General features: G+C 62.8%; 24 protein-coding genes. 20 read left to right on the top strand and 4 right to left on the bottom strand.

Going from position 1 to position 22,739, the window contains the following annotated elements; all coding sequences use genetic code 11:
* Positions 1-14 precede the first annotated feature (14 nt).
* The 11 genes from eutH (at position 15) to KDW96_RS02455 (ending at position 9,626) form a co-directional block, all read left to right on the top strand.
* The gene (gene eutH / locus KDW96_RS02405) at positions 15-1,247 is read left to right on the top strand and encodes an ethanolamine utilization protein EutH (RefSeq protein ID WP_255838806.1); all 1,233 of its coding nucleotides are present in this window, start codon (positions 15-17) and stop codon (positions 1,245-1,247) included.
* A gap of 70 nt (positions 1,248-1,317) precedes the next feature.
* The gene (locus tag KDW96_RS02410) at positions 1,318-2,124 is read left to right on the top strand and encodes a helix-turn-helix domain-containing protein (RefSeq protein ID WP_255838807.1); all 807 of its coding nucleotides are present in this window, start codon (positions 1,318-1,320) and stop codon (positions 2,122-2,124) included.
* 541 nt (positions 2,125-2,665) lie between these two features.
* A complete protein-coding gene (locus KDW96_RS02415; protein ID WP_255838808.1) occupies positions 2,666-2,938 on the top strand; it encodes a hypothetical protein in 273 nt (90 codons plus the stop codon).
* Positions 2,935-3,231, top strand: a complete 297-nt coding sequence (locus KDW96_RS02420; protein ID WP_255838809.1) for a LasR-specific antiactivator QslA — start codon at positions 2,935-2,937, stop codon at positions 3,229-3,231. The genes KDW96_RS02415 and KDW96_RS02420 overlap by 4 nt, the downstream gene beginning before the upstream one ends.
* Before the next feature lie 220 nt (positions 3,232-3,451).
* Positions 3,452-3,964 (top strand): antirestriction protein ArdA, encoded by a 513-nt coding sequence (locus KDW96_RS02425; RefSeq protein WP_255838810.1) that lies wholly within the window; start codon positions 3,452-3,454, stop codon positions 3,962-3,964.
* Positions 3,965-4,559: 595 nt separating this feature from the next.
* Entirely contained in the window at positions 4,560-4,841 is a 282-nt protein-coding gene (locus tag KDW96_RS02430) for a helix-turn-helix transcriptional regulator (protein ID WP_255838811.1), read from the top strand.
* 11 nt (positions 4,842-4,852) lie between these two features.
* Positions 4,853-5,680: a replication initiator protein A gene (locus tag KDW96_RS02435; RefSeq protein ID WP_255838812.1), complete on the top strand. Its 828-nt coding sequence runs from the start codon at positions 4,853-4,855 to the stop codon at positions 5,678-5,680.
* Between the two features lie 244 nt (positions 5,681-5,924).
* On the top strand, positions 5,925-6,563 hold the full coding sequence (parA, locus tag KDW96_RS02440) for a ParA family partition ATPase (protein WP_255838813.1): 639 nt from the start codon (positions 5,925-5,927) through the stop codon (positions 6,561-6,563).
* A complete protein-coding gene (locus KDW96_RS02445; protein WP_255838814.1) occupies positions 6,560-6,802 on the top strand; it encodes a hypothetical protein in 243 nt (80 codons plus the stop codon). The genes parA and KDW96_RS02445 overlap by 4 nt, the downstream gene beginning before the upstream one ends.
* Positions 6,799-7,326, top strand: coding sequence for a S26 family signal peptidase (locus KDW96_RS02450; protein WP_255838815.1), 528 nt, complete (start codon positions 6,799-6,801; stop codon positions 7,324-7,326). The genes KDW96_RS02445 and KDW96_RS02450 overlap by 4 nt, the downstream gene beginning before the upstream one ends.
* 350 nt (positions 7,327-7,676) lie before the next feature.
* Entirely contained in the window at positions 7,677-9,626 is a 1,950-nt protein-coding gene (locus KDW96_RS02455) for a relaxase/mobilization nuclease and DUF3363 domain-containing protein (protein ID WP_255838816.1), read from the top strand.
* Between the two features lie 16 nt (positions 9,627-9,642).
* On the opposite strand, the gene KDW96_RS02460 is transcribed toward KDW96_RS02455, so the two are convergent.
* Positions 9,643-10,497, bottom strand: a complete 855-nt coding sequence (locus KDW96_RS02460) for a helix-turn-helix transcriptional regulator (protein WP_255838817.1) — start codon at positions 10,495-10,497, stop codon at positions 9,643-9,645.
* Between the two features lie 155 nt (positions 10,498-10,652).
* On the opposite strand from KDW96_RS02460, the gene hemA reads away from it, so the two are divergent.
* The 9 genes from hemA to KDW96_RS02505 all read left to right on the top strand — a co-directional run bounded on the left by hemA (position 10,653) and on the right by KDW96_RS02505 (position 19,009).
* Positions 10,653-11,885 (top strand): 5-aminolevulinate synthase, encoded by a 1,233-nt coding sequence (hemA, locus tag KDW96_RS02465; RefSeq protein WP_255838818.1) that lies wholly within the window; start codon positions 10,653-10,655, stop codon positions 11,883-11,885.
* Between the two features lies 1 nt (position 11,886).
* The gene (locus KDW96_RS02470) at positions 11,887-12,390 is read left to right on the top strand and encodes a GNAT family N-acetyltransferase (RefSeq protein ID WP_255838819.1); all 504 of its coding nucleotides are present in this window, start codon (positions 11,887-11,889) and stop codon (positions 12,388-12,390) included.
* Entirely contained in the window at positions 12,387-13,457 is a 1,071-nt protein-coding gene (locus KDW96_RS02475; RefSeq protein WP_255838820.1) for a Gfo/Idh/MocA family oxidoreductase, read from the top strand. The genes KDW96_RS02470 and KDW96_RS02475 overlap by 4 nt, the downstream gene beginning before the upstream one ends.
* A 26-nt stretch (positions 13,458-13,483) precedes the next feature.
* Positions 13,484-15,337 carry an asparagine synthase (glutamine-hydrolyzing) gene (asnB, locus tag KDW96_RS02480; protein WP_255838821.1) on the top strand — a complete coding sequence of 618 codons (1,854 nt, stop codon included), beginning with the start codon at positions 13,484-13,486 and terminating at the stop codon, positions 15,335-15,337.
* A gap of 87 nt (positions 15,338-15,424) precedes the next feature.
* A complete protein-coding gene (locus tag KDW96_RS02485) occupies positions 15,425-16,624 on the top strand; it encodes an MFS transporter (protein WP_255838822.1) in 1,200 nt (399 codons plus the stop codon).
* Between the two features lie 22 nt (positions 16,625-16,646).
* Entirely contained in the window at positions 16,647-17,573 is a 927-nt protein-coding gene (locus KDW96_RS02490; RefSeq protein ID WP_255838823.1) for a LysR family transcriptional regulator, read from the top strand.
* Positions 17,573-17,836, top strand: a complete 264-nt coding sequence (locus KDW96_RS02495; RefSeq protein WP_255838824.1) for an entry exclusion lipoprotein TrbK — start codon at positions 17,573-17,575, stop codon at positions 17,834-17,836. Before KDW96_RS02490 ends, KDW96_RS02495 begins: the two co-directional genes overlap by 1 nt.
* 73 nt (positions 17,837-17,909) lie before the next feature.
* Complete coding sequence (locus KDW96_RS02500) at positions 17,910-18,314, top strand: antitoxin Xre-like helix-turn-helix domain-containing protein (protein ID WP_255840612.1); 405 nt, start codon at positions 17,910-17,912, stop codon at positions 18,312-18,314.
* On the top strand, positions 18,308-19,009 hold the full coding sequence (locus tag KDW96_RS02505) for an RES family NAD+ phosphorylase (RefSeq protein WP_255838825.1): 702 nt from the start codon (positions 18,308-18,310) through the stop codon (positions 19,007-19,009). Before KDW96_RS02500 ends, KDW96_RS02505 begins: the two co-directional genes overlap by 7 nt.
* Before the next feature lie 265 nt (positions 19,010-19,274).
* On the opposite strand, the gene KDW96_RS02510 is transcribed toward KDW96_RS02505, so the two are convergent.
* From KDW96_RS02510 to KDW96_RS02520, 3 genes are read right to left on the bottom strand one after another with little or no spacing between them, the layout of a single operon-like run.
* Positions 19,275-20,900: an ABC transporter ATP-binding protein gene (locus KDW96_RS02510; protein ID WP_255838828.1), complete on the bottom strand. Its 1,626-nt coding sequence runs from the start codon at positions 20,898-20,900 to the stop codon at positions 19,275-19,277.
* Positions 20,890-21,717, bottom strand: a complete 828-nt coding sequence (locus tag KDW96_RS02515) for an ABC transporter permease (RefSeq protein ID WP_255838829.1) — start codon at positions 21,715-21,717, stop codon at positions 20,890-20,892. Before KDW96_RS02515 ends, KDW96_RS02510 begins: the two co-directional genes overlap by 11 nt.
* A gap of 3 nt (positions 21,718-21,720) precedes the next feature.
* A complete protein-coding gene (locus KDW96_RS02520) occupies positions 21,721-22,677 on the bottom strand; it encodes an ABC transporter permease (protein ID WP_255838831.1) in 957 nt (318 codons plus the stop codon).
* Between the last annotated feature and the right edge of the window lie 62 nt (positions 22,678-22,739).

Below are 22,739 nucleotides of genomic sequence, written 5' to 3' on the forward strand. Positions count from 1 at the left end.
GAGACGAGGCAGCTATGGAAAACATCGGTACGTACGTCATCTACCTCATCATGGCCTGCGCCGTTATTGGCGCTATCGCCTCCGTGGTTAACGCGGAGTCGGAGTTGGGCAAGGAATTCACGGCTGGCCTGCACAGCATCGGCCCAATCTTCATTCCCGTGGCCGGCACGATGGCAGCTATTCCCTTCATCTCCAGCTTCATCGGCCATTGGATCGCCCCACTGTTCGCCGCGTTGGGCGCCGACCCCGGCGTCGCCGGCCCTATCTTCATTGCCTCGGACATGGGGGGTTATCAGCTCGCCCATTCCCTGGCCGAAGACCCCGAGGGTTGGGTTCTTGGGTTGATCACCGGCTTCCAGTCCGGCGCGACCCTTATCTTTGTCATTCCCGTGGGCTTGGCCATGCTCAACAAAGCCGACCACAAGTACATGGCACTGGGCATCATGGCCGGGCTGCTGAGTATCCCGATCAGCATCATTACCGTCGCCATGGCCATGCAGTGGCTGGGCCTGGGCGTACGCCCCGATATTGCCACCAGTGGCCCGGCCACTCTGGCGCTGAACTTCACCCTGCCGCTGCTGCTGCGCAATCTGCTGCCGCTGATCCTTTTCTGCGTCGTACTCGCCGCCGCCCTGCGCTACCTCCCTGGCCTGATGGTGCGACTGTTCCTGGCGCTGGGACGCCTCATCTACGCCGCGGTCACGCTGATCCTGGTGGCGTCCATCGTGGAGTACTTCACCGGTGCGTTCACCAATACCTTCGGCAGCTGGGGCTTCGCCCCCATCATCGCCGACGAGGAGGATCAGTTCCGCGCGCTGGAAATCGCCGGCTACATCGGCATCATGCTCTGCGGCGCCTTCCCTATGGTCTGCCTGATCAAGCGTTACCTCTCCCGCCCCCTCGAACTGGTGGCCGTCAAACTGGGCATGTCACCGGTTGGCGCGGCTGGCATTCTCGCTGCTTCGGCGAACATCCTGGCGATGTTCCGTCTGGTCGCGGACATGCCGCCCAAAGACAAGGTCCTGGTGATCGCCTTCTCGGTCTGCGCGGCCTTCACGTTTGGCGACCACATGGCCTTCTCGGCCAACTTCCAACCCACCTTGATCCTTCCACTGATTATTGGAAAACTCAGTGGCGGCTTCATAGGCATGGCCATTGCCTATTGGCTGGCAGTGCCGAAGGCGCTACAACTCGGCAACGAAGAACTCCCCCGCGATTCGTTGCCAGCCTCGGTCGGTCTATCCTGAATCGTGCAGCGCCGTCCCATCATGGGGCGGCGCTGTACCCCGCGGACCAAGACAAACAGCACGGTTTCGAATGAACAACCAGGAAGCAAGCAAGGTAGCAGGCGTGATCGCCGCCGTGGGCACCGAAAATCTGGGTAAGAGCCTCTGCGCCTTGCTGGAGGGCGATGTGCGCTTCGACATGAGCTGCGCCTACGTCTTTCGCTTCGATCGCACCGCAGTGCTCCTGCACGACGGTTACAACGGCATGGTGCCGGCAAAGACTTTAAGCGCCTACGCTCGCGGCGGCTATTTGCTAGACCCCTTTTACGTCGCCTGCATGCATGAGCACCCGGCAGGTCTATGGCGAATGAGCGACCTGGCACCGGACAGCTTCCTCTCCTCGGGTTTCGCGATCTCGACTGATATCCATCCCTGCATTTCATCGACTCATGGCAGCCTGGTCGAGGAGTTAGGCTACATCATCCCGCTTCAGGCACACACTGCCGTCGTCTTCTCGCTGATGAAAGAGCAAAGCCACGGACCGTTCACGGAGTTAGAAGTCCGTCGACTGCAAACGGTGGCACCGATCATTACCCAGGCATTCGAAGCACACTGGCGCTTGCATCCGGAAGAACCAGGCGTAACCCCAGGCAACCCCGAAAGCCACCTCGAAAGTGCCTTCGTGGACATTCTTCAGGGACAGCTGACAGACTCTCAGCGATACATCGCCAAGCTACTCCTGCAAGGCCACAGCAACGCGTCCATTGCCCACCTGCTTGGTATCTCCGAAGGCACGGTAAAGGTACATAAGCACAACATCTACCAACGCCTCCAGATCTCCAGCAACGCCGATCTGTTCCGACTGTTCATCAACTACATCTCCCGTGCCTCCAGGTAGATAGTCAGCACAAAAGCTCCGAATCGACACTCAAGCGCATTAATCTCTGCCTCCACGAGCAACTCCAGGCTTGCATCTGAACAGGGCTGAACTGCTCGAGGCCATCAGGCTCTCCCGGTAAGAACTCCTTTACACCGATGCTAGCAAAGCAATACTGACGTCCCCCCACACCTACGCCACAGCATGTTGCCATCCTGAAACCCTCAAGCTAGAGTGCGCCCGTCGTGGTCAATCCCATGGCCGGGTGTAGCAACCTGAATCGTTCGAGGCGCGGTAGCGTCATAGTGTGTAGTCAGTGCTTCGGCGCTAGGCTGCCGCATTTCTATGGCGGGCCGTGCGGGGCAGGCTTCGGCCTGGCCGGTTCCCTCGGACGCCGGTTTGCTACCCCCGTACGGTCCGCCACCATTACCGTGTAGCAACGGCGGGTGACGGCTCCTTAATCGTCTGAGGAGCATAAGGAAAATGCGCTACCCCCTTTTTACCCAAGAGCTCCGCCTTGGGCTTGTGATCTTGTTGTTCGCCTCCATCCAGGAGGTGCGCCATGGCTGAGTTCGAAACCTGCATCGTCCCCTTCCCGCGGCAGCCAAGTCCGCTGCACGAATCCGAACCTTCGCCCCTGCCCGTCGAGGCGGCCGCCGAATTGCGCGCCACCATGCTCGGCAATCTGCTGGACCAGCTGGCCGAGCCGGAAGGCTTTCAGCCAGATGACCTGCGTGTACGGGTGGCGGCCTACTCGGCCCTGGACCTGCTGGATGAGCTGGTCGTGCTGTACCGCCGTGCGCTGTCCGAAGCGCGAGGAGGTGTCGCGTCATGAACAAAGGTGTCGTGACCCTGTTACCGCCGCACGACGGCCATCCCGGCATGGAAATCAACTGGGCTGCGGACTGTCGGCAAGCCTTCAACCGGGGCGTGAGCTTTGCCCAGACCTGGCTCGACAACCCGCGCAGCGGCTGGCTCTGGGCGGCGATGATCGCCGAGCGCGATCACCTGCCCCGGGCCATCGAGCGCCGCGCTTTCGAGGTGGGTTTTCTCAGCCGCATCCACCAGCGCCTGTGCTCACCCCGCTGCGGGGTGGAGCCGCTCAGGGATGTGACCCTGAGTCTCTAGGCCAGCAGCTGAGCCGGCGCTGCCGCCGGCTCAGCTGACAGAAGCGGGGGTTCTTGCCCCCTCAAAATCAAGAAAAATAGACGGTTTCCACCCGGCCGCTGTGCGGGGTGGAGCCTCCGCGATTTTTCCTGATTTTTTCACCACCGCCTTAGTCGCCCTAGTCGGCAGGGGTTCATGCGCAGCGCAAGCGCAGAACCCGGAAGACCAAGGAGCGAAAGCCATGAGCGAAGAAATCAGGATCTTTGTAGCCGACCTGGCCGCCTACAACGCCGGTCACCTGCATGGCGTCTGGATCGATGCCACCCTGGAGCTGGACGCCATCCGGGCGCAGGTCGACGCCATGCTGGCAGCCTCGCCGGTCGAGGGTGCGGAGGAATACGCCATCCACGACTTCGAGGGCTTCGACGGCTATCGCCTCGGTGAATACGCAGGCCTGGAGAGCGCCCACGAGATCGCTTGCTTTATCGAGGAGTACCCCGCGTTCGGCGGCGCCCTGCTCGCCCATTTCAACGACCTGGAGCAGGCGCGCAAGGCGGCCGAGGAAGACTACTGCGGCTGCTACGCCTCGCTGGCCGACTACGCCCAGGAACTGACCGAGGAGACCACCAGCATTCCGCCGCACCTGGCTATGTACATTGACTACCGCGCCATGGCTCGCGACATGGAGTACAGCGGCGACGTGTTTACCCTGGAGACCGGCTTCGAGCAGATGCACGTGTTCTGGAATCGCTAGACCAGCGGAAGGCACCGGGGCGACCCGGTGCCATGTTTTCTGCGCCCCTGTCCTGCCGGCCACCCGCGCGCCCCACCCAGGAGGCCGATGCTCGGGTGCAGGCGCCCGACGATCAGCCTGAAGCCGTCGCCCTGTGGGGATGCTGATTCAGACCGTTACAGTCTTACGTCTTTGCCCAAATCCGTAGATCCGCTTCTCCGGATTTACGGATCTGTGGGGATGCGGATTTACGCTTCTACGGATTTACGGAAATCCGTGAATGCGTAGTTCAGGTTTTACAGAAAGCCGTAGAACCGTAACTACGTAGCCCCACGCGCTCGGTTCGTCACGCAGGTGCTTGTGGCTGGTGGTCGCTCGCGTAAGTGGGCGTACTCGGTCTGCGCCCAGACCTTGCGGGTCTCAATCCACGCCCCTCATGCCTTCGCATTCGCTCTGACCCAACCCAGCATGATCAACCACGACGAGTGCCGCACGGTGCTCCTCCCACGTCAACGGAGGACACCCCATGCCGTACTCACCGGAATTAGCTCGTCACCCGCATCGCCTTGATCTCGACGCCCCGCTGCACCGCAAAGCCGGCCCCACGGCCCACGCCATGAGCCCCCTAGATCGCGCCAGTGAAGCGCTCACGCCCCAGGCCTGCCCTGCCCCGCGCTACCTCACCAACCACGAAGCCGCGGCCTTCCTGCGCCTGTCGCCGCGCACGCTGGAGAAGCAACGGGTGATCGGCGGTGGACCGCGCTTTCACAAGTTCGGCCGGCGGGTGATGTATGCGCTCACCGATCTCGAGGCCTGGGCCGGTGAACGCAGTTTCGAGACCACCTTCGACCCCGAGTACCTCGACCGCCACCCGGGAGCCCAGCGTGATGAACAGTGAAGCCCTCGCCCATGAATCGCGACGTACGTGTCCTGCCTGCACAGAGCGGGCAACTGGAACTGTTTCGTGCCCTGCCGGGCGATCTGGCACCGCGCGACGCCCAGGACCTGATGGCGCACCCGTTCTTCTCCCTGGCCAAGTCACGCCGTACCGTGCCCATCGACTTTCGCTCGGGCGAGGTGAGGGTGCGCGTGGAGGGCACCCTGGAGCATGGCATCGCCACGATCTGGGATGCCGACATCCTGATCTGGGCGGCCAGCCAGCTGATCGAGGCACGAGACGCGGGCATCCCCACCTCGCGGCTGATGCGCGCGACGCCCTACCAGATCCTGCGCTTCATCGGCCGCGGCACCTCGCTGCGCGACTACCAGCGCCTGAAGGCCGCCCTGGATCGACTGCAGTCCACCAGCGTGGCCACCTCGCTCCGCGCGCCCAGCGGCCGACGCCTGCACCGCTTTTCCTGGATCAACGAGTGGAAGGAGCTGGCTGCGGCGAATGGCCGGCCGCTGGGCATCGAGCTGATCCTGCCGGACTGGTTCTACCGCGGGGTGCTGGATCAGGCCCTGGTGCTGACCATCGACCCGGCCTACTTCCGCCTCACCGGCGGCATCGAGCGCTGGCTGTACCGCCTGGTGCGCAAGCACGGCGGCAAGCAGAAGGACGGCTGGCAGTTCGACTTTCGCCACCTGTACCGCAAGTCGGGGAGCTCGGCGCGCTATTCGGACTTCGCCAAGGATCTGCGCGTGCTGGCCGTTCGTCAGTCGCTGCCGGGGTATCGCCTGGAGGTTGTGCGCCTGTGTCCCTCGACCGAACTGCTGAGCTTCCGGGCCGTGCCGTAGACGGCACGGGGATAACTTCGGGAAAAGCTGTGAATTCAGTCGTGCTATCAGGCGCAAGCGGACTCGTGCTATCGGGCGCATCACTATCGTGCCATCAGGCGCACAAACTCCTCTGCAGGCCACGGCTGGCGCGGCATTCAGCCTCCCTTAACTTAACTAACTTAAAAGCTCTAACTTGTTATTGGGGCAGCGCCCGATTGTGGACAGGTGCTGATTGGGGCGGTTTGGCCGGGGAGAAACGGCCATGATCCTCGCCCTGCTCAACCAGAAAGGCGGGGTCGGCAAGACCACCCTGGCCACCCATATCGCCGGCGAACTGGCCTTGCGCGGCCACAACGTCATCCTGCTCGATGCCGACCCCCAGGGCTCGGCCCTGGACTGGACCCAGCGACGCAGCCAGCAAGGCTTGCCCCGGCTTTTCGGCGCCGTCGGCCTGGCCCGCGAAACGCTGCACCAGGAGGCGCCGGAGCTGGCCCGCCGTGCCGACCACCTGATCATCGACGGGCCACCGCGCATCGCCGCCCTCGCCCGCTCGGCGTTGCTGGCGGCAGATCGCGTGTTGATCCCGGTGCAGCCCAGCCCCTACGACCTGTGGGCCAGCGCGGAGATGGTCAACCTGATCCGCGAGGCGCAGCTGTTCAGGCCTGCGCTGCGCGCGGCCTTCGCCATCAACCGCCGCGTCAGCACCACGGTGATCGGCCGCGAGGCGCGCGGCGCCTTGGCCGAGCAACCGCTGCCGGCGCTGCAGGCCGAGGTGTGCCAGCGCATCGTCTTCGTCGAGAGCGTTGCGGCCGGTCGCCTGGCCCGTGAACTGGCACCGGACAGCGCCGCCGCGCGCGAGGTCACCAGCCTGGTCGACGAGCTGCTGGGGTGGTCAACATGAGCGGCAAGCGCATCGGTATCGGTGCACGCCCGCTGGCCGATCCGCAGGCCGAGGCCTGGATACGCCAGGGCGCTGCCATCGACCCCAGCAAGGCCGCACGCTACACGGCGCGGCTGACACTGGACGTGACGCCGGCACTGCGCACGCGCATCAAGCTGGCGGCGTTCAATCGCGGCGTAACGGTGGCGCAGCTGCTGCGCGAGGTGCTGGAGCGGGAATACCCGGAGGCCAGGTCATGAGGCCGAGTACTCGTCGCACGCGCTGGCCCCTGGCGCTGCTCGCCGGCAGTCTGGTTGCCCTGGCTTGGGCGGCGCTCGCAACCTCGCCGCCATGGCTGGTCTACAACGCTTCCGACAGCGTACCCATCGGCTGGTATCGCATCACACCAACCGGCACGGTTGCAGCCGGCGATCTGCTGCTGGTTCGCTTGCCAGCAGAGGCGATGACGCTGGCAGCGCAGCGGGGCTATCTACCGGCGAACGTGCCGCTGCTGAAGACCGTGGCGGCGGTCGCGCCACAGAAGGTGTGCGTGCAAGGCAGCCAGGTGCGCATCGATGGCGAGCTAGTGGCCAGGCGCTTGCGACGAGATCGACAGGGTCGCGCGCAGCCAGCCTGGACAGGTTGCCGGCACCTGGTTGGCGATGAACTGTTCCTGCTTAGCACCATCAACCCGGAGTCGTTCGACAGCCGCTACTTCGGCCCGGTGCCTGTCGACGCGGTAATCGGCCAAGCGCAGCCCTTGTGGTTGGAGTCGCGTCGATGAGCCGGTCGTTTCCAGGTCGATCCGCCTGCCGACTCTGCGTGCTCAGCGTGCGCAATCGCGCGCCGCCACTCTCTCGGCAGCGCTGCCCTTGCGCACCGGATCGGACACTCGTCGGCACGCAACCTGATCACCCTGATCAACCACCCGGGACAGGCCAAGGCAGGGGAAAAACGGAGGGCAAGATAAAAGGGGGCGGCACTTCGTGGCCCTGGAAAGCAGTCTGCACGGGGGTTGGAGACGGCACAGAGCCTGCTTTTCAAGGTGCCGCGATCGTGTTCAGCCCGCATCACCACTGGCCTACGAGCGTGCCTGGCACGCCGCACTGCGATCAACTTGGAGGAGTCATCAGCATGAGCAAGGAACGCGATCAGCATGGCGAAGAACGCGTCCGCCCCCGGCCAGGGGCACCGAAGCAACGCGGCCAGACTTACCTCAACCAGGTGTTGCGCCAGGCGAACAAGGCCGGTACCGGCAAGCCGCGCAAGGCAGGCCACCAACCCGGCGCCCGTCTCGGTCGCGGCCATGTCGCCGCCCGCTTCAGCGCCCAGCAACTGTCGCCCAACGCCCGCCGCGTCACCATCAAGACCCGCCTGGTCAACCTGCGCCAGGCAGGCAAGCGCTCGACTGCCAGCCACCTGCGTTACATCGAGCGCGATGGTGTCAGCCGCGAGGGCGATCCGGGCCGAGCCTACGGCCCGCTGACCGACCAGGCCGACGTCGAAGCCTTCGAAGAGCGCGGTCGGGAAGACCGCCACCAGTTCCGCTTCATCGTCTCGCCCGAGGACGCCGAGCAACTCGACGACCTGCGCACTTACACCCGCCATCTGATGAGCCGCATGGAAGCCGACCTGGGTACGCGTCTCGACTGGGTGGCGGTGGATCACTGGAACACCGACAACCCGCACACCCACATCGTCCTGCGCGGCAAGGACGACACCGGCAAAGACCTGGTGATCGCCCGCGACTACATCGCCGAAGGCATGCGTAACCGCGCCGCCGAACTGGCCACGGAGTGGCTCGGCCCGCGCACCGAACTGGAGATCCAGCAGGGCCTGCAACGCGAGGTTCAGCAGGAGCGCTTCACCAGCCTGGATCGCCCCCTGCTGCGCGCACGCCAAGCCGGCGTATTGAGCTTGAAGATGCTCGCCAACCATCCGCGCCGGCAGCTGCTGATCGGTCGCCTGCAGCACCTGCAGCGGCTGGATCTGGCCCATGAAGTTCGACCTGGACAATGGCTCATGCATGACGACGCCGAGGCGACCCTACGGGCCCTGGGTGAACGCGGCGATATCGTGCGTGCGCTGCAGCGCGCCATGGGCGGTACGCAGCGCGAGCTGCCGGTCTTCGAGCCGGGTGCCAGCCACTCTGCCGTGGTCGGTCGGGTGGTGGCCAAGGGGCTGGCCGATGAGCTGCACGACCGTGGTTACCTGGTGGTGGATGGTCTCGACGGCAGGGCCCACTACCTGGACCTGCCGGCCCACACGCAGCTGGCCGACTACCCCATCGGTGCAGTGGTCGAGGCGCGCAGTCCGAGCGAGCCGCGCACCGTGGATCGCACTATTGCTGCGCTGGCGGTGAACGGTATTTACCGCAGCGACCAGCACCTGGCACTGGCCAAGTCGCAGGCCAGCGAGGGGCATTCCCCAGAGGCCCTGGTCGAACGTCACATCCGGCGCCTGGAAGCCTTGCGCCGGGCCGGCATCGTCGAGCGGCTGGCCGACGATGTCTGGCGCATGCCTGCGGACTTACCGGAGCAAGGCCGGCAGCATGATGCCCGCCGCCTGGGCGAGGTCGCGGTGGAGCTGCGCACGCCGCTGCCGGTGGAGCAACAGGTGCGTGCTGTCGGTGCGACCTGGCTGGACCAGCAGTTGCTTGGCGGCAGTCTGGTACTGAATGACAAGGGCTTCGGAGCCGAGGTGCGTGAAGCCTTGAGGCAGCGTGCCGACTTCCTGGCGGAACTGGGCCTGGCCGAGCGCCAGGATCAACGCGTCGTGCTGGCACGCAACCTGCTGGCCACCCTGCGTGGTCGGGAGCTGACGACGGCGGCCCTGGATATCTCGAACCAGACGGGTATGCAGTACCGCCCCGCGATTGAGGGCGAACGGGTCAGCGGGGTTTACCGGCGCAGCGTGCAACTGGTCAGCGGGCGTTTCGCCCTGCTCGATGACGGCATTGGCTTCAGCCTGGTGCCCTGGAAGCCGGTGATCGAGCCCAAGCTCGGACAAAGTCTGTCTGCCGTAGTGCAGGGCAACGGCGTGTCCTGGCAACTGGGCCGCCAGCGCGGCCCGTCGATTGGTTGAGAACAGGCGCCGGGGCCTATACCAGTGCCGGCTCCTGCTGCAGCCACTGCTCGAAGGCTCCGCTTTGCGGCAAGCCCTCCTTCGCCGCGTAATACACCAGGCGCAGGTGGCGATCCTCGTCGATGGTCAATGTGGTGTGCTCGAAGTCGACCGGGCCGACGCCCTGGATGTGCAGGTGACGGACACCTTGGCAGGGGCCGTGGATGTCCTGCTGCCGCCACCAGGCCCTGAAGTCGGGCGAAGCCTTCTCCAGGTCCTTCACCAGGGCGACGATGTCCGGGTCCTGGGTCGCGCGCACGAAGTCGCGGCGAAAGCTCGAGAGGATCTGCAGCGCCTGCTCTTCCCAGGGGTTGAACAGCTCGCGCATCGCTTGCGCAGTGAACAGCAGCCACAACAGGTTGCGCCGTTCTGCCGGCTGCGCCGAGAAACCGAAGAGCCGATCCGCCGCGGCGTTCCAGGCCAGCACATCCCAACGCAGGTTGAGCACGTAGGCCGGCCGTGACGGCAGGTCGCCCATCAGCCGGTGGATCAGCGGCGGCACCACGCACCAGGTGCGCCCCGGCTCTGGCGGCAAGCGCTGGTGGGCCAACAGGAACAGGTGCCGGCGCTCGGTCGCGTCGAGCTTGAGCGTGCGCGAGAGGTTGTCGAGGAAGCTGGCGGACACGCTGATGTCCCGCCCCTGTTCCAGCCAGGTGTACCAGGACAGTCCCACCCCCGCCAAAGCGGCGACCTCCTCACGGCGCAGCCCCGGTGTGCGCCGCCGACTGCCGGCGGGCAACCCCACCTCTTCCGGCGAGATGCGCTCACGGCGGCTGCGCAGGAACTCGGCCAGCTCCGTCCGGGTGCGCTCGAGTGTGCGCGATGCGCTCATCCGATTACCTCCAGTAACAGTATAAACAGTCAAATTGTAACCCTCATAGAACCAAAGAAGAATAGCCCTCCCTGACCGCAAAAGCGCGCGCCAGGGCTACTTCTGCATGAGGAAAGACACAACGACGTGTCATCAATCGCTAAGGAGATAAACGGATGTACCAAGCACTTCTTCGTGAACAACTGGAGACATTGAAGGCCTCCAACCAGTACCGCACCTTCACCACCCTCAGTCGCATCTGCGGCCAATACCCCCTGGCCAAGCTGGAGGGCCGCGACCAGGAACCGGTGGTGGTCTGGTGCAGCAACGACTACCTCGGCATGTCCCAGCATCCAGCCGTGCGCGAGCAGATGCACGACGCCCTGGAGACCTACGGCGCCGGCTCCGGTGGCTCGCGCAACATCGGCGGCTCCCACGAGGTTTATGCCCGCCTGGAGGCGAGCCTGGCCGACTGGCACGGCAAGGAAGCGGCGCTGGTGTTCCCCACCGGTTTCGGTTCCAACGATGCCACCCTGCAGTGCCTGCTCCGACGCATCCCTGACTGCGTGGTGATCAGCGACGAACTGAACCACGCCTCCATCGTCAACGGCATTCGCTCGACGCGGAACGAGCGCAAGGTGTTTCGCCACAACGATGTCGCCCACCTGGAGCAGATCCTCGCCAGTTACCCGCTCGGCCAGCCAAAGCTCGTGGTGTTCGAGTCGGTCTACTCGATGGACGGCGACATCGCGCCCATCGCCGAAATCGTCGCGGTCGCCCAGCGCTACAACGCCCTCACCTACCTCGACGAGGTGCATGCCGTGGGCATGTACGGCCCGCGTGGCGCCGGTATCGCCGCCGAGCTTGGCCTGGCCGACCAGGTGGACATCATCCAGGGCACCATGGCCAAGGCCATCGGCGTGATCGGCGGATACATCGCCTCGACCCAAGTCATCGTCGATGCGGTGCGCTCCTTCGCCACCGGCTTCATCTTCACCACGTCCTTGCCGCCAGCGATCACCGCCGGCTGCCTGGCCAGCGTCGAGCACCTCAAGGCCAGCAGCGCCGAACGCGAACGCTTGCATAGCCAGACCGCCAAGCTGCGCGAACAACTGCGCCACCACGATATCCCGGTCATGCCCTGCTCGCAGACGCATGTGCTGCCGGTACTGGTGGGTGAGGCCAAGCGCTGCAAGGCCGCGGCCGAACGCCTGCTGCACACCCATGGCGTGTACCTGCAACCGATCAACTACCCGTCGGTACCGATCGGCACCGAGCGCTTTCGGGTCAACGCCACGCCGAACCACAGCGATGCGCAGATCGAGCACCTGGCGCTGGCGCTGCGCGAAACCTTCGAGCACTTCGCCATTCCCCTGGCCTCCCAGGCCTTCGGCATGCAGGTGGCCTGAGATGGAGCAGTCGTTCTATACCGTGCGCCCGGCCTCCACTGCCGACCTGGCCAGTCTGATCGAATTGCGCGCCCACCTGCTGGACGGCACTGCGGCCTCTTACGCCAGCCGCACACCAGAAGACTCGGCCAGTTGGCGGGCAGCCTATCGGGCTTGGCTGGCCAGCAAGTTGGGCGTGGCCGACAACGTGCAGATCCTGGTCGCGGAGCATCAGGAATCCGGTCAAATCATCGGCTGCGCGACCGGTCTCATCGACCAGCGTGCGCCGGCACCTGGCAGCCTCAGCGGCCTTTCCGGCTGGGTGCAGTCGGTGGCGGTGGCGCCGCAGTGGCGCCACCGCGGCATCGCCCGGCAGTTGATGCAGCACCTGCTGCGCTGGTTCGCCAATCGCGGTGTCGCTTCCGTGTCGCTGCAGAGCACCGAGGCCGCCGGCACGCTGTACCAGGCCCTGGGTTTCGCCGTCAGCAACGAGTGCCTGCTGATCCGTCAGGAGGCCTCGGCATGAAGATTCTGATCATCGGCCTGGGCTATGCCGGCAACCGTTACCGCCGCACGTTCGAGCATATCGCCGCCAGCACCGGCCTGCCGCTGTCGCTGGCCTATGTCGGACGCCGGCAAAAGACCACCGAGTTGCCCTATTTCGACAGCGTCAATCAGGCGCTACAGAGGTTCGCGCCCGACATCGTGGTGGTCAGCGTCAACGACCACAGCCATGCGCCGGTGCTCAAGCAGTTGGCCGGCTACCGGGGCTTTGTGATCTGCGAAAAACCGTTGGTCACGCCCAAGGATGACCTGGCCGCAATCAGTGCCGCCCTGAGTCAGGTCAGCGGCTTTGCCCTGGACTTGGTCGAGCGCTACTCGGACGCCAGCCGGCAATTGCGCGAATGGGTCGAGCGCCATGGCTGGCAACTGGTACGCGCCAGCTTCCACTGGGGCAAGGATCGCATCAACGACTACCGCCCCACCTGCGGCGTGACCAGCGAGGTGATCCATGCCCTGGATCTGCTCGGCTGGATCTGCCCGCGCGCCGGCCAGCTCCAGCTGCAAGGCGTGCTCGGCGTGCGCTCGGATTTCTCGATCTCCGGCAGCGAAGTACTCGACAGCGTGCTGCTCACTGGGAGCATGGGCGAGGCGCGGGTCACCGGCTACGCCAGCTTCGTCAACATGGTCCGCCAGCGCACCGTGGATTTCAGCTTCGTCGACCGCGATGCCCGGCTGATCCATGCGCGCCTGGTGTTCGACACGCCGCGCTGGGATCACGACCAGCTGCGTATCTGGACGCGCGGCCCGGACGGCGCCGAGGAGCTGCTGCACGAGTACGCCACCGCCCCCGACGAGCCTGGCCTGGACACCCTGCACAAGCTCTCGCGGCTGTGCCTTCAGGTGGTGCGGGCGGTAGCGCTCAAGGAGCCGCCGCGCCACGCCTTCGCCGACCTCGACACCGCCGTGGCGCTGCAGCGCCTGCTCAACGAGCTAGACACCCATGCCCAAACCCCACCAGCGGCGCGCTACGTCCACGGCGAGACGCGCGTGCTGCTGGCCGAGGACAGCGACCTGGAAAGCCTCGGGTAACCCATTCACAAGGAAAGGAGAAGACTATGTGTGGAATCGCTGGATGGCTGTCCTACAGCCAGAACCTGGAAGTGCAACGCGAAACCTTGCAGCGCATGACCGACACCATGGCCCTGCGCGGGCCGGACGCCGGCGGGCTGTGGATTGACGGGCCGATCGGCCTGGGCCATCGGCGCCTGTCGATCATCGACCTGGAAGGCGGTCGCCAACCAATGACGGCCAGGCACGGTGGCCTGCGTGAAGTCGCCGCCATCACCTACAGCGGCGAGGTCTACAACTTCCGCGAACTGCGTACCGAACTGCAACGCCTCGGACACCGGTTCGAGACCCGCAGCGACACCGAGGTGGTCCTGCGCGCCTATGTCGAATGGGGCGAGGCCTTCGTCGAGCGGCTCAACGGCATGTACGCCTTCGCCATCTGGGATCTGCGCTCCCAGGAGCTGCTGCTGATCCGCGACCGCATGGGCGTCAAGCCGCTGTACTACTTCCCCACCGCCGACGGCGTGATCTTCGGCTCCGAGCCCAAGGCGCTGCTGGCCAATCCCCTGGTGCCGCGCAAGGTGCGCGCCGATGGCCTGCGCGAGATCCTGGAGATGGTGAAGACACCCGGGCATGCGGTGTTCGCCGGCATGCGCGAGGTGATGCCGGGCGAGATCTTACGGATCAACCGCCAGGGCCTGGGCCGCCGCCACTACTGGAAGCTGCAGGCCCGCCCCCACGAACACTCGCTGGACGAGACCATCCGCCATACTCGCGACCTGCTGGAGGACATCGTCGACCGTCAGATCGTCGCCGACGTGCCGCTGTGTAGCCTGCTCTCCGGCGGCCTGGATTCCTCGATCATCACCGCGTTGGCCTCGAAAAAGCTGCTAGCCGCCGGCAAGGAGAACATCCGCTCTTTCTCAGTCGATTTCGTCGACCACGGCAGCGGCTTTACCGGCGATGCCGTGCGCGGCACGCCGGATGCACCCTTCGTGCGCGACCTGGTGGAGAAGATCCGCTCCAGCCATCAAGAGATCGTCCTCGACAGCCGCGAGCTGGCCGATCCAACGCTGCGCGCGCAGATCGTGCACGCCCTCGACCTGCCGCCGGCCTTCTGGGGTGACATGTGGCCGTCGCTCTATCGGCTGTTCCAGGAAGTGCGCAAGCATTCCACTGTAGCCCTGTCCGGCGAGAGTGCGGACGAGGTGTTCGGCGGCTACCGCTGGTTCCACGACCCGGAGGCGATCCAGGCCGACACCTTCCCCTGGCTGACCTCGGTCACCGGCAAGTACTTCGACGGCAAACCACTGTTCGACCAGGGTCTGCTGGCTCAGTTGGACATGCACAGTTTCCTGCGCGACAGCTACAGCCAGGCCATCGCCGAAGCTCCGATACTGCCAGGCGAGAGCAAGGTAGATCAGCGCATGCGGCAGATGAGCTACGTCAACCTGACCCGCTTTGTGCAGACCCTGCTCGATCGCAAGGATCGCATGAGCATGGCCGTCGGCCTTGAGGTGCGGGTGCCCTTCTGCGACCACCGCCTGGTCGAGTACGCCTTCAACATCCCCTGGGAGATGAAAGCCTTCGATGGGCGGGAGAAAAGCATCCTGCGCGCGGCGACTCGCGATCTGCTGCCGGAGTCGATCTCCGAGCGGGTCAAGAGCCCCTACCCCTCGACCCAGGATCCGGCCTACGAGCAAGCCCTGCGTGATGCCCTGGCCGCCATCCAGGCCGATCGCAACGCACCGGTGACGCCCCTGCTCGACAGCGGCCGTATCCAGCAGACCCTGGCCAAGCCGCTCGGCAGCGTCTCGCCCATGTACGAACGCATGGGCATGGAGCTGGCGGTCGGCCTCAACACCTGGCTGAGCGAGTACGACGTCAGCCTCGAGCTCTAGTCCCCAACCGGATGCGGCCCCGGTGCGGCGCCGCATCCCTCCGCTGTACCACCCACGCGCTCCAACGGAGCACAAGCGAGTCCGAGCATGCACACACCCAAGCAATCCCCCATCTACCTGATAGCACTGGGGGCCTTCGCCCTCGGCATGGCCTCCTATGTCACCGCCGGGCTGATTCCGATGATCGAGGCCTCCTTCGCGGTCTCCGTCGCAGTAGCCGCGCAACTGGTCACCTCCTTCACCCTGGCCTACGGCCTGGGTTCGCCGATCTTCGTCGCCCTGACCCCGGCCCATCGCCAGCGTGCCGGCCTGTTGCTGGCCCTGGGTCTGTTCGTCATCGCCAACGCTGCCAGCGCGCTGGCCGAGAGCTTCACCGCGCTGATGGTCTGGCGCGCCATCGCCGGTATCGGCGCCGGCGTCTACCTGGCCATGGGCATCGGCGCCTCGACGGCGGTGTCCACCCCGGAACGCCGCGGCCAGGCCATCGCCATCATCATGGGCGGCATGGCCAGCGGCGTGGTACTGGGCGTGCCGCTCAGCCTGCTGATCGCCGAGCAGTTAGGTTGGCAGGCTGCCCTGTGGCTGGTCACCGGGCTCGGGTTATTGGCGCTCTTCGGGCTGCTGCTCAAGCTTCCGGCGCTGCCGGCAGCCACCGCCAGCACGCTGGGCCAGAAGCTGGCGATCCTCGGCGACGGCCATGTATTGGTCATCCTGCTGGTGTCCCTGCTCGCGGCCATCGCCAGCCTGGGCATGTACACCTTCATCGCCCCACTGCTGGCCGACCCGGCCTACGGGGCGGTGCGCTCGGTCACCCCCTACCTGTGGGTCTGGGGTATCGGCGGCGTGCTGGGCAGCTTCCTGATCGGCCCACTGGTGGACCGCATCAAGGGTCCGGTGCTGACCTTCGCCATCATGCTGATCCTCGCCGTGTCGCTCTTCCTGCTGCCGCTGACGGCGGCCCTCAGCACCTGGCTGGTGATGCTGCCCATCGCCCTGTGGGGTGCCGTCGGCTGGGCCCTGCAGGTGCCGCAGAACAACGAGCTGATCCTCGCGCGCCAGGATCAGGGCGACGGCAACCTGGCCATCGCCCTGAACGAGTCGGCGCTCTACCTGGGCAGCGCCATCGGTGCGGCGGCCGGTGGCTTCGTCCTGCTGTTGCAGATGCCCACCTGGACCCTGGCGGTCAGCGCCGGCGGCGTGGCCGCCCTCGGTGCCCTGCTGCAACTCGTCAACCTGCGTCGTCAGCCGGGATGGACAGGCGACGTGCAAGCCGAACCTTACAACTGATTCATCGCCAGGAGGTGTGGGCATGGAGTTGCGCCATCTTCGTTGTTTCATCGCCGTCGCCGAGGAGCTGCACTTTGCCCGTGCGGCCGCGCGCCTGCATATCGAACAGTCGCCGCTGTCCAGGATCATCAAGGAACTGGAATATCGCCTGGGCGTGCAGCTGTTCGAGCGCACTACGCGGCGCACGCGCCTGACCTGGGCCGGCCAGGTGCTGTTGGAGGAGGCCCGTCGGGTGATAACCGTGGTCGACCAGGCCAAGGCCAGCGTCAAGAGTGCCGCGGCCGGCTACCGCGGACGCATCCGCGTCGCCCTGTCCGACGGCATCCCGCAGGCACGCCTGGCCGCCCTGCTCGCCCAGTGCCGCGAGGAGGAGCCCGAGGTCGAGATTTGCCTGTCGGAGGTCACCTTTAGCGAGCTGGTCAGAGGGCTGAACGACGAGCTGTTCGACATCGGCCTGGCCCAATCCGCCGAAGTCGGTAATGGGCTGGTGGCCGAACCGGTTTGGTTCGATCCACTGGTGGTGGCAGTACCGGCCCGCCATCCCCTGCTGAGCTATCGGCAGGTGCCGCTCAACGAGGTGGTGCGCTATCCCCTGGTGCTCTGCGACCCCCAGGTCTGCGAAGGCTTCTGGCAACAACTGCAGCACGTGCTGGGCACTGTGAATACCTGCCTGACCATCGCCGATCGCGTACCGACCCTGGACCTGATGATGGCGCTGGTGGCGGCGGGCTACGGGCTGGGCTTCTCCAGCCTGGCCAAGATCAGCGGGCTCAACAACCCCGATGTGGTGGCCCGACCACTGGCCGGCTGCCCGGCGATGCTGACCACCTACCTGGTGCGGCGCGATAGCGAACCGGCCGAGCAGATGGCTCGGTTTATCGGACGGCTGAGCCCGGCCGAGGAACGGGCATTGCTGCCCGCACAAACATCACGAGAGGAGATCGCTTGATGAACAAGATTTCGTTGCTACTGAGCGCGCTGCTGCTGAGCGCGTGCGAAAAGCCTATGCCGTTCGAGTCGGCCGAATTTCTCGCCGAGAATCCCGAGCGTCTCAAGGAGCTGAACCTGCAGTGCCGGGCGGACCGTTCCAAGCTGGGCGACGCCCAACGCATACGCTTCATGGGCAAGGGCACCCTACACCCCCTACCCCGTCACGTCCTTCTCAATGCCCGCCCAGGCACCGAAGGTGAAGGCCCACTGAGACAGCAATGAAGCAACCATTTTTTGATCCACAGATGCACAGGTGCTAAATTTGAATCTACAGATCAAAATTGAGGCGCCCGCCATGACAACCGCCATCCAAGCCCAAAGCTTCTCGAAAAGCCAATGCGTGGCGGGCCTGCGTGCGGCGCTGAACATCCTGGACAGGTGGAAGGCGTCCTGCGAGCAGGCCTGCCGTATCTTGCGCATCTCGCGCAGCACCTACACCCGCGCCCGGCAACAAGACTCGGATTGGTCAGTAGGCCTGGATGCCGACCAGATGCAACGCATCAGCTTCGTGCTGAACATCCACGCAACACTGCGCCTGGTGTTCGACAATCCGGAGAACGTCTACGGCTTCCCCGCGATGGCGAACCGCAACGAGTTTTTCAACGGGCGCGCGCCGCTCGAGGTCATGGCCCAGGGCGACATGATCTCGCTGTACGAGACGTTCCGGCGCATCGATACACTGCGCGGTGCCCAGTGGTAGGGCTCGCCAGCCTCGCCGCCCTGGAGGGCGACAGCCTGCAGGCCTATCGCCTGATCAACTCCAAGTTTCCCCCCATCGCCCTGTTCGATGACGTTGCCGACGCCGCGGACTTCGAGGTGCTCTACCAACTCCAGGCACTGACGAACCCAAGGTTGCAGAACGAACTGGGCCGGTTGGAGCTGATTCCCCGCGAGCAGATCCCGTTCGGCATCCCGGGATGTTCCTACGCCACAGCGCCTTTTACCCATGTGAACCCGGCAGGCTCGCGCTTCAGCAATGGCAGCTTTGGCGTCCTCTACCTGGCCGACAGGATGGACACCGCGATTGCTGAGGTGCGTCATCACCAGGAGCACTACTGGTCGAACGTGCCGGACCTGAATTACGAGCGCTTCGTCTTCCGTGGGCTGACCTGCAGCTTCACCGATGCCGGGATGCGGGACGCAACACCGGTGTCGCTGTCTGACCCCATCTATGCCCCCGACGACTACACGCACTCGCATCAACTGGGAAGCGAGACCAAACGAGCAGAGTGCCCGGGCCTGCGTTACAACTCGGTCCGCTCACCCGGTAACATCTGCTGGGCACTGATGACACCACGCCCCGTAACATCAGTCATCCAGGCCGCTCATTTCGAGATGATCTGGAGCGGACAGATTATTAGCGTCAACCGGATTGCCACACTGATAGCCGAATAGCTTCTGGAGCCAGAGCAAAGTACGCCTGGCAGGGCTGCGCTGGATCGCGTACTGCCGGTGACAACGGGCAGAAAGCGGCCAGATGCGGCCATTGACGCACCCTTACTATTGGGCAGTTTATACAGCGTATCTTTGAACCAGGCAGCGGGTTCGATACCCTCCACTTTGGTGGTGGCCAGTAGGCTCTCTGGCCAAGCTGGCCGTGATCAAATATAAGTTATTTGGCTAGCAGTACAAGCCACTAGGCAAGGCGCCGAACGGGCTGCTAAGTAGTAAGCAAAGGCATTCGTGCCTGTAAGTGCGTAGATAGCCAGTCTGGGTCCATCTTTGGCACAGAGGACAGAAGCAACTCGGTATATGGAGGGTGCGGCGCTTCGAAAATTTCGTCTTTTGTTCCTTGCTCGACGACGCGTCCTTTGTGCATAACGACTACACGATCGGAAATTGCACGAACCGTTGAGATATCGTGTGTGATGAACAGATAGGACACTCCGAGCTTTTCCTGAAGTCGCATCAGAAGTTTCAGAATACCCTCTTGAACAATTTGGTCGAGCGCAGAGGTTACTTCATCGCAGATGATTAAGTCAGGCTCAGCCGCAAGCGCACGAGCAATGCAAACTCGTTGCTTTTGACCTCCGGAAAGTTCGCTTGGCAAACGATCGGCAAGAGCTGGGTCTAGCTCAATCGAAGTCAATAACTCAGCTACACGCTTGGATTTTTCGCGCCCCTTGAGGCCTAAAAAAAACTCAAGAGGTCGACCGATTATTTCACCAATAGTCTGATATGGGTTTATCGCCGTGTCCGCAGACTGATAGATCATCTGTATTCGGCGCAGCTGCTCTTTGGTTCGTGACTTAAGCGATAAGGGCAAGGGCTCGCCATTGAATAGTACTTGGCCTTTAGTGGCGGGTAACAGCCCTGTGATGACGCGTGCGGTAGTAGATTTCCCCGATCCGGACTCGCCGACGACAGAGACAGTTGTGCCCCGTGGAACATCTATGGATACATTCTCCAAAACCTTCATGCCTTTACCGTAAGTGGCGTCGACATCGTTTATAGATAATATTATGTCGTCGTTCACCCTAACCGGTTTTTCCAGCGCACGCACTGACCAGAGAGAACGAGTGTAATCTTCTTTAGGATTAGAGAGCATGGTGCGAGTCGGCGCCTCCTCAATCTCTTCCCCATAACGTAGTACCTTAATTCGGTCTGCCATTTGAGCGACCACGGCTAGATCATGGGTAATATAGATAGCCGCCGTATTGAACTCGGTAACTGCCTTACGCATAGTGGCTAACACTTCAACTTGAGTGGTTACGTCAAGCGCAGTTGTAGGTTCATCAAAGATGATCAGATCAGGGCGTGAGGTCATTGCCATCGCGGTCATGATCCGTTGCAGCTGTCCGCCTGAAACTTGGTGGGGAAAGCGATTGCCGATGGTTTCTGGGTTAGGAAGCTGGAAGGCGCGGTAGAGTTCGCGAGCATCTTGAGCTGCGATATCAAAAGGTGTATTGCCGGCCATCACCACACTTTCAATAGTCTGGTTTATAAGCCGATGAGCTGGATTAAACGAGGCGGCAGCAGATTGTGCTACATATGTAATCCGGTGCCCCCAAAGTGCACGCCGCGTCGCCTCGGATGCATTGCGTAGATCCATGCCGTCAAATTTTATGCTGCCTCCAGTGATGCGGCAGCCGGGTCTGACATACCCCATCGCAGCCAAACCAAGTGTGGACTTTCCTGCGCCTGATTCGCCAATTAGACCTAGAACCTCGCCGCGTCTTATAGTTAAGTCGACTCCCTTAAGAATCGGATGCCAGGCTCCATCACTGCACCCCTGAATCTTCAGCCCCGTAATCTCAAGCAATACTTTATTCGCTTCATTTTTCATCACGAAGTCCACTTGTTTTGTGCAGGAACCAATCGACGATCAGGTTGACCGATACAGTCAACAGTGCAATGACACCTGCAGGCAACAACGGTGTTAACTCGCCGAACGTTATCATTGGTGCATATTCTCGAACCATTGACCCCCAGTCGGCGGTCGGCGGTTGGATGCCCAGTCCAAGAAAAGATAGTGCTGAAATAGTAAGAAATACGAAGCAGAACCGCAGGCCAAATTCTGCAATTAGCGGAGCCTTGATTGCGGGAAGAATCTCACGATGCACCAGCCATGTCAGGCCTTCGCCACGCATGTGGGCAGCCTCGACATACTCCATCGCGACAACATTCATTGCGACTGCTCGCGTCAGACGGTATACACGAGTGCTATCAAGTACCGCGATGATCAAAATCATACTGATCGCGCCAGCCCCAAAAATGGTAAGCAAGAGAAGCGCGAATAACAGCGCCGGTATCGACATTAAGAGATCGACAACACGCGAAAACATCTGCTCAATTACGCCGCCAACGGTTGCCGCAATCAATCCCATAACCCCGCCCAAGAGGAAGGCCAGAGCGGTAGTTACGAGCGCGATGCCTACGGTATTACGTGCGCCATAAATCAGTCTACTGAATATGTCTCTGCCAAGATTGTCTGTGCCGAACCAAAAATCAGAACCCCAGGGCGAGAATGAAGCGCCTACGATCTCAGTTTCACCGTAAGGTGCAAGGACAGGCGCAAGACATGCCACTGCGATATATAACGCTACAACTATCATTCCGAACCAAGCGGTGGCTGGTGCCTCCTTTAAATCACGCAATTGCATGGACTATTTCCTATGCATAAGGCGTGGGTTTGTCGCGATAGACAAAACGTCAGCCGTAAGATTGAGAAGAATATAAACAGTCGCAAATATTAAGCAGCAGGCTTGCACCACTGTGATGTCACGCTTGGATACGCTATCCACCATTAATTGTCCGAGGCCTGGGTAGGCAAAGACGACCTCGACCAAAACTACGCCAGCCATCAAGTAAGCGGCATTTATCGCGATGACATTAATGATGGGGGCTAGTGCGTTCGGCAGGGCATGGTGCAGGATGATGCGAAATGCAGATACGCCTTTGAGTCTAGCCATCTCAATGTACGGTTGCGCCAGCAAATTGATTATCGAAGCACGTGTCATCCGCATCATATGTGCAGTCACTACAAGCACCAACGTGAGCATCGGCAGAAAGGTGCGATAAAGAAAGTCCCCGAGGCTGCCCCCGCCAGCCATATTGGCCAGTGATGGAAACCATCCGGCCTTAACCGACAACAGCAACATCAGAATGTAGCCGATAAAGTATTCCGGGAATGATATTGCCGAAAGTGTGCTTATGTTGATTGCTCGATCGAAAACCGAATTGCGGTAAAGCGCCGCAAGCAGGCCAAGGAATACGGCCATGGGGATTGAAATAGCTGCTGCATAGGCGGCAAGCGCAAGTGTGTTGAGAAATCTCTGGCCTATTAGTTCTGAGATTTCGCGACCGCTGGCCAGTGACTTGCCTAAGTCACCCTGAGCTGCATTGCCGAGCCATTCCAGATAGCGAGTGAGCGGCGGCAGGTTCATGCCCAACTCATCGCGTAATGCTGCAACAGTTTCGGGGGTGGCATTTTGGCCCAAAAGTTCTTGAGCGATGTCACCTGGTAACAGCTCTACAGCCAGAAAGATCACAACCGTGATTGCGAATAGTGTAAGGAGGCCGAGTCCCATGCGTTGCAGAAACATGATTACAAGTGGATTCATGCAAACCTTACCTTTCGGAGACTTCGGGGCGGCCGGTGCGGCCGGTGCGGCCGCCCCGCAGG

This window comes from Pseudomonas benzenivorans (assembly GCF_024397895.1).
Lineage (GTDB): Bacteria > Pseudomonadota > Gammaproteobacteria > Pseudomonadales > Pseudomonadaceae > Aquipseudomonas > Aquipseudomonas benzenivorans_A.

Bases quoted from the DNA above. Each gene is read 5' to 3' on its own strand.
- KDW96_RS02485 (WP_255838822.1), top strand. From the start codon at position 15,425: ATGCACACACCCAAGCAATCCCCCATCTACCTGATAGCACTGGGGGCC.
- KDW96_RS02435 (WP_255838812.1), top strand. From the start codon at position 4,853: ATGAATCGCGACGTACGTGTCCTGCCTGCACAGAGCGGGCAACTGGAA.
- KDW96_RS02500 (WP_255840612.1), top strand. From the start codon at position 17,910: ATGACAACCGCCATCCAAGCCCAAAGCTTCTCGAAAAGCCAATGCGTG.
- KDW96_RS02510 (WP_255838828.1), bottom strand. From the start codon at position 20,900: ATGAAAAATGAAGCGAATAAAGTATTGCTTGAGATTACGGGGCTGAAG.
- asnB (WP_255838821.1), top strand. From the start codon at position 13,484: ATGTGTGGAATCGCTGGATGGCTGTCCTACAGCCAGAACCTGGAAGTG.
- KDW96_RS02495 (WP_255838824.1), top strand. From the start codon at position 17,573: ATGAACAAGATTTCGTTGCTACTGAGCGCGCTGCTGCTGAGCGCGTGC.
- parA (WP_255838813.1), top strand. From the start codon at position 5,925: ATGATCCTCGCCCTGCTCAACCAGAAAGGCGGGGTCGGCAAGACCACC.
- KDW96_RS02415 (WP_255838808.1), top strand. From the start codon at position 2,666: ATGGCTGAGTTCGAAACCTGCATCGTCCCCTTCCCGCGGCAGCCAAGT.
- KDW96_RS02520 (WP_255838831.1), bottom strand. From the start codon at position 22,677: ATGAATCCACTTGTAATCATGTTTCTGCAACGCATGGGACTCGGCCTC.
- hemA (WP_255838818.1), top strand. From the start codon at position 10,653: ATGTACCAAGCACTTCTTCGTGAACAACTGGAGACATTGAAGGCCTCC.
- KDW96_RS02470 (WP_255838819.1), top strand. From the start codon at position 11,887: ATGGAGCAGTCGTTCTATACCGTGCGCCCGGCCTCCACTGCCGACCTG.
- KDW96_RS02490 (WP_255838823.1), top strand. From the start codon at position 16,647: ATGGAGTTGCGCCATCTTCGTTGTTTCATCGCCGTCGCCGAGGAGCTG.
- KDW96_RS02430 (WP_255838811.1), top strand. From the start codon at position 4,560: ATGAGCCCCCTAGATCGCGCCAGTGAAGCGCTCACGCCCCAGGCCTGC.
- KDW96_RS02450 (WP_255838815.1), top strand. From the start codon at position 6,799: ATGAGGCCGAGTACTCGTCGCACGCGCTGGCCCCTGGCGCTGCTCGCC.
- KDW96_RS02455 (WP_255838816.1), top strand. From the start codon at position 7,677: ATGAGCAAGGAACGCGATCAGCATGGCGAAGAACGCGTCCGCCCCCGG.
- KDW96_RS02475 (WP_255838820.1), top strand. From the start codon at position 12,387: ATGAAGATTCTGATCATCGGCCTGGGCTATGCCGGCAACCGTTACCGC.
- KDW96_RS02460 (WP_255838817.1), bottom strand. From the start codon at position 10,497: ATGAGCGCATCGCGCACACTCGAGCGCACCCGGACGGAGCTGGCCGAG.
- KDW96_RS02410 (WP_255838807.1), top strand. From the start codon at position 1,318: ATGAACAACCAGGAAGCAAGCAAGGTAGCAGGCGTGATCGCCGCCGTG.
- KDW96_RS02425 (WP_255838810.1), top strand. From the start codon at position 3,452: ATGAGCGAAGAAATCAGGATCTTTGTAGCCGACCTGGCCGCCTACAAC.
- eutH (WP_255838806.1), top strand. From the start codon at position 15: ATGGAAAACATCGGTACGTACGTCATCTACCTCATCATGGCCTGCGCC.
- KDW96_RS02515 (WP_255838829.1), bottom strand. From the start codon at position 21,717: ATGCAATTGCGTGATTTAAAGGAGGCACCAGCCACCGCTTGGTTCGGA.
- KDW96_RS02420 (WP_255838809.1), top strand. From the start codon at position 2,935: ATGAACAAAGGTGTCGTGACCCTGTTACCGCCGCACGACGGCCATCCC.
- KDW96_RS02445 (WP_255838814.1), top strand. From the start codon at position 6,560: ATGAGCGGCAAGCGCATCGGTATCGGTGCACGCCCGCTGGCCGATCCG.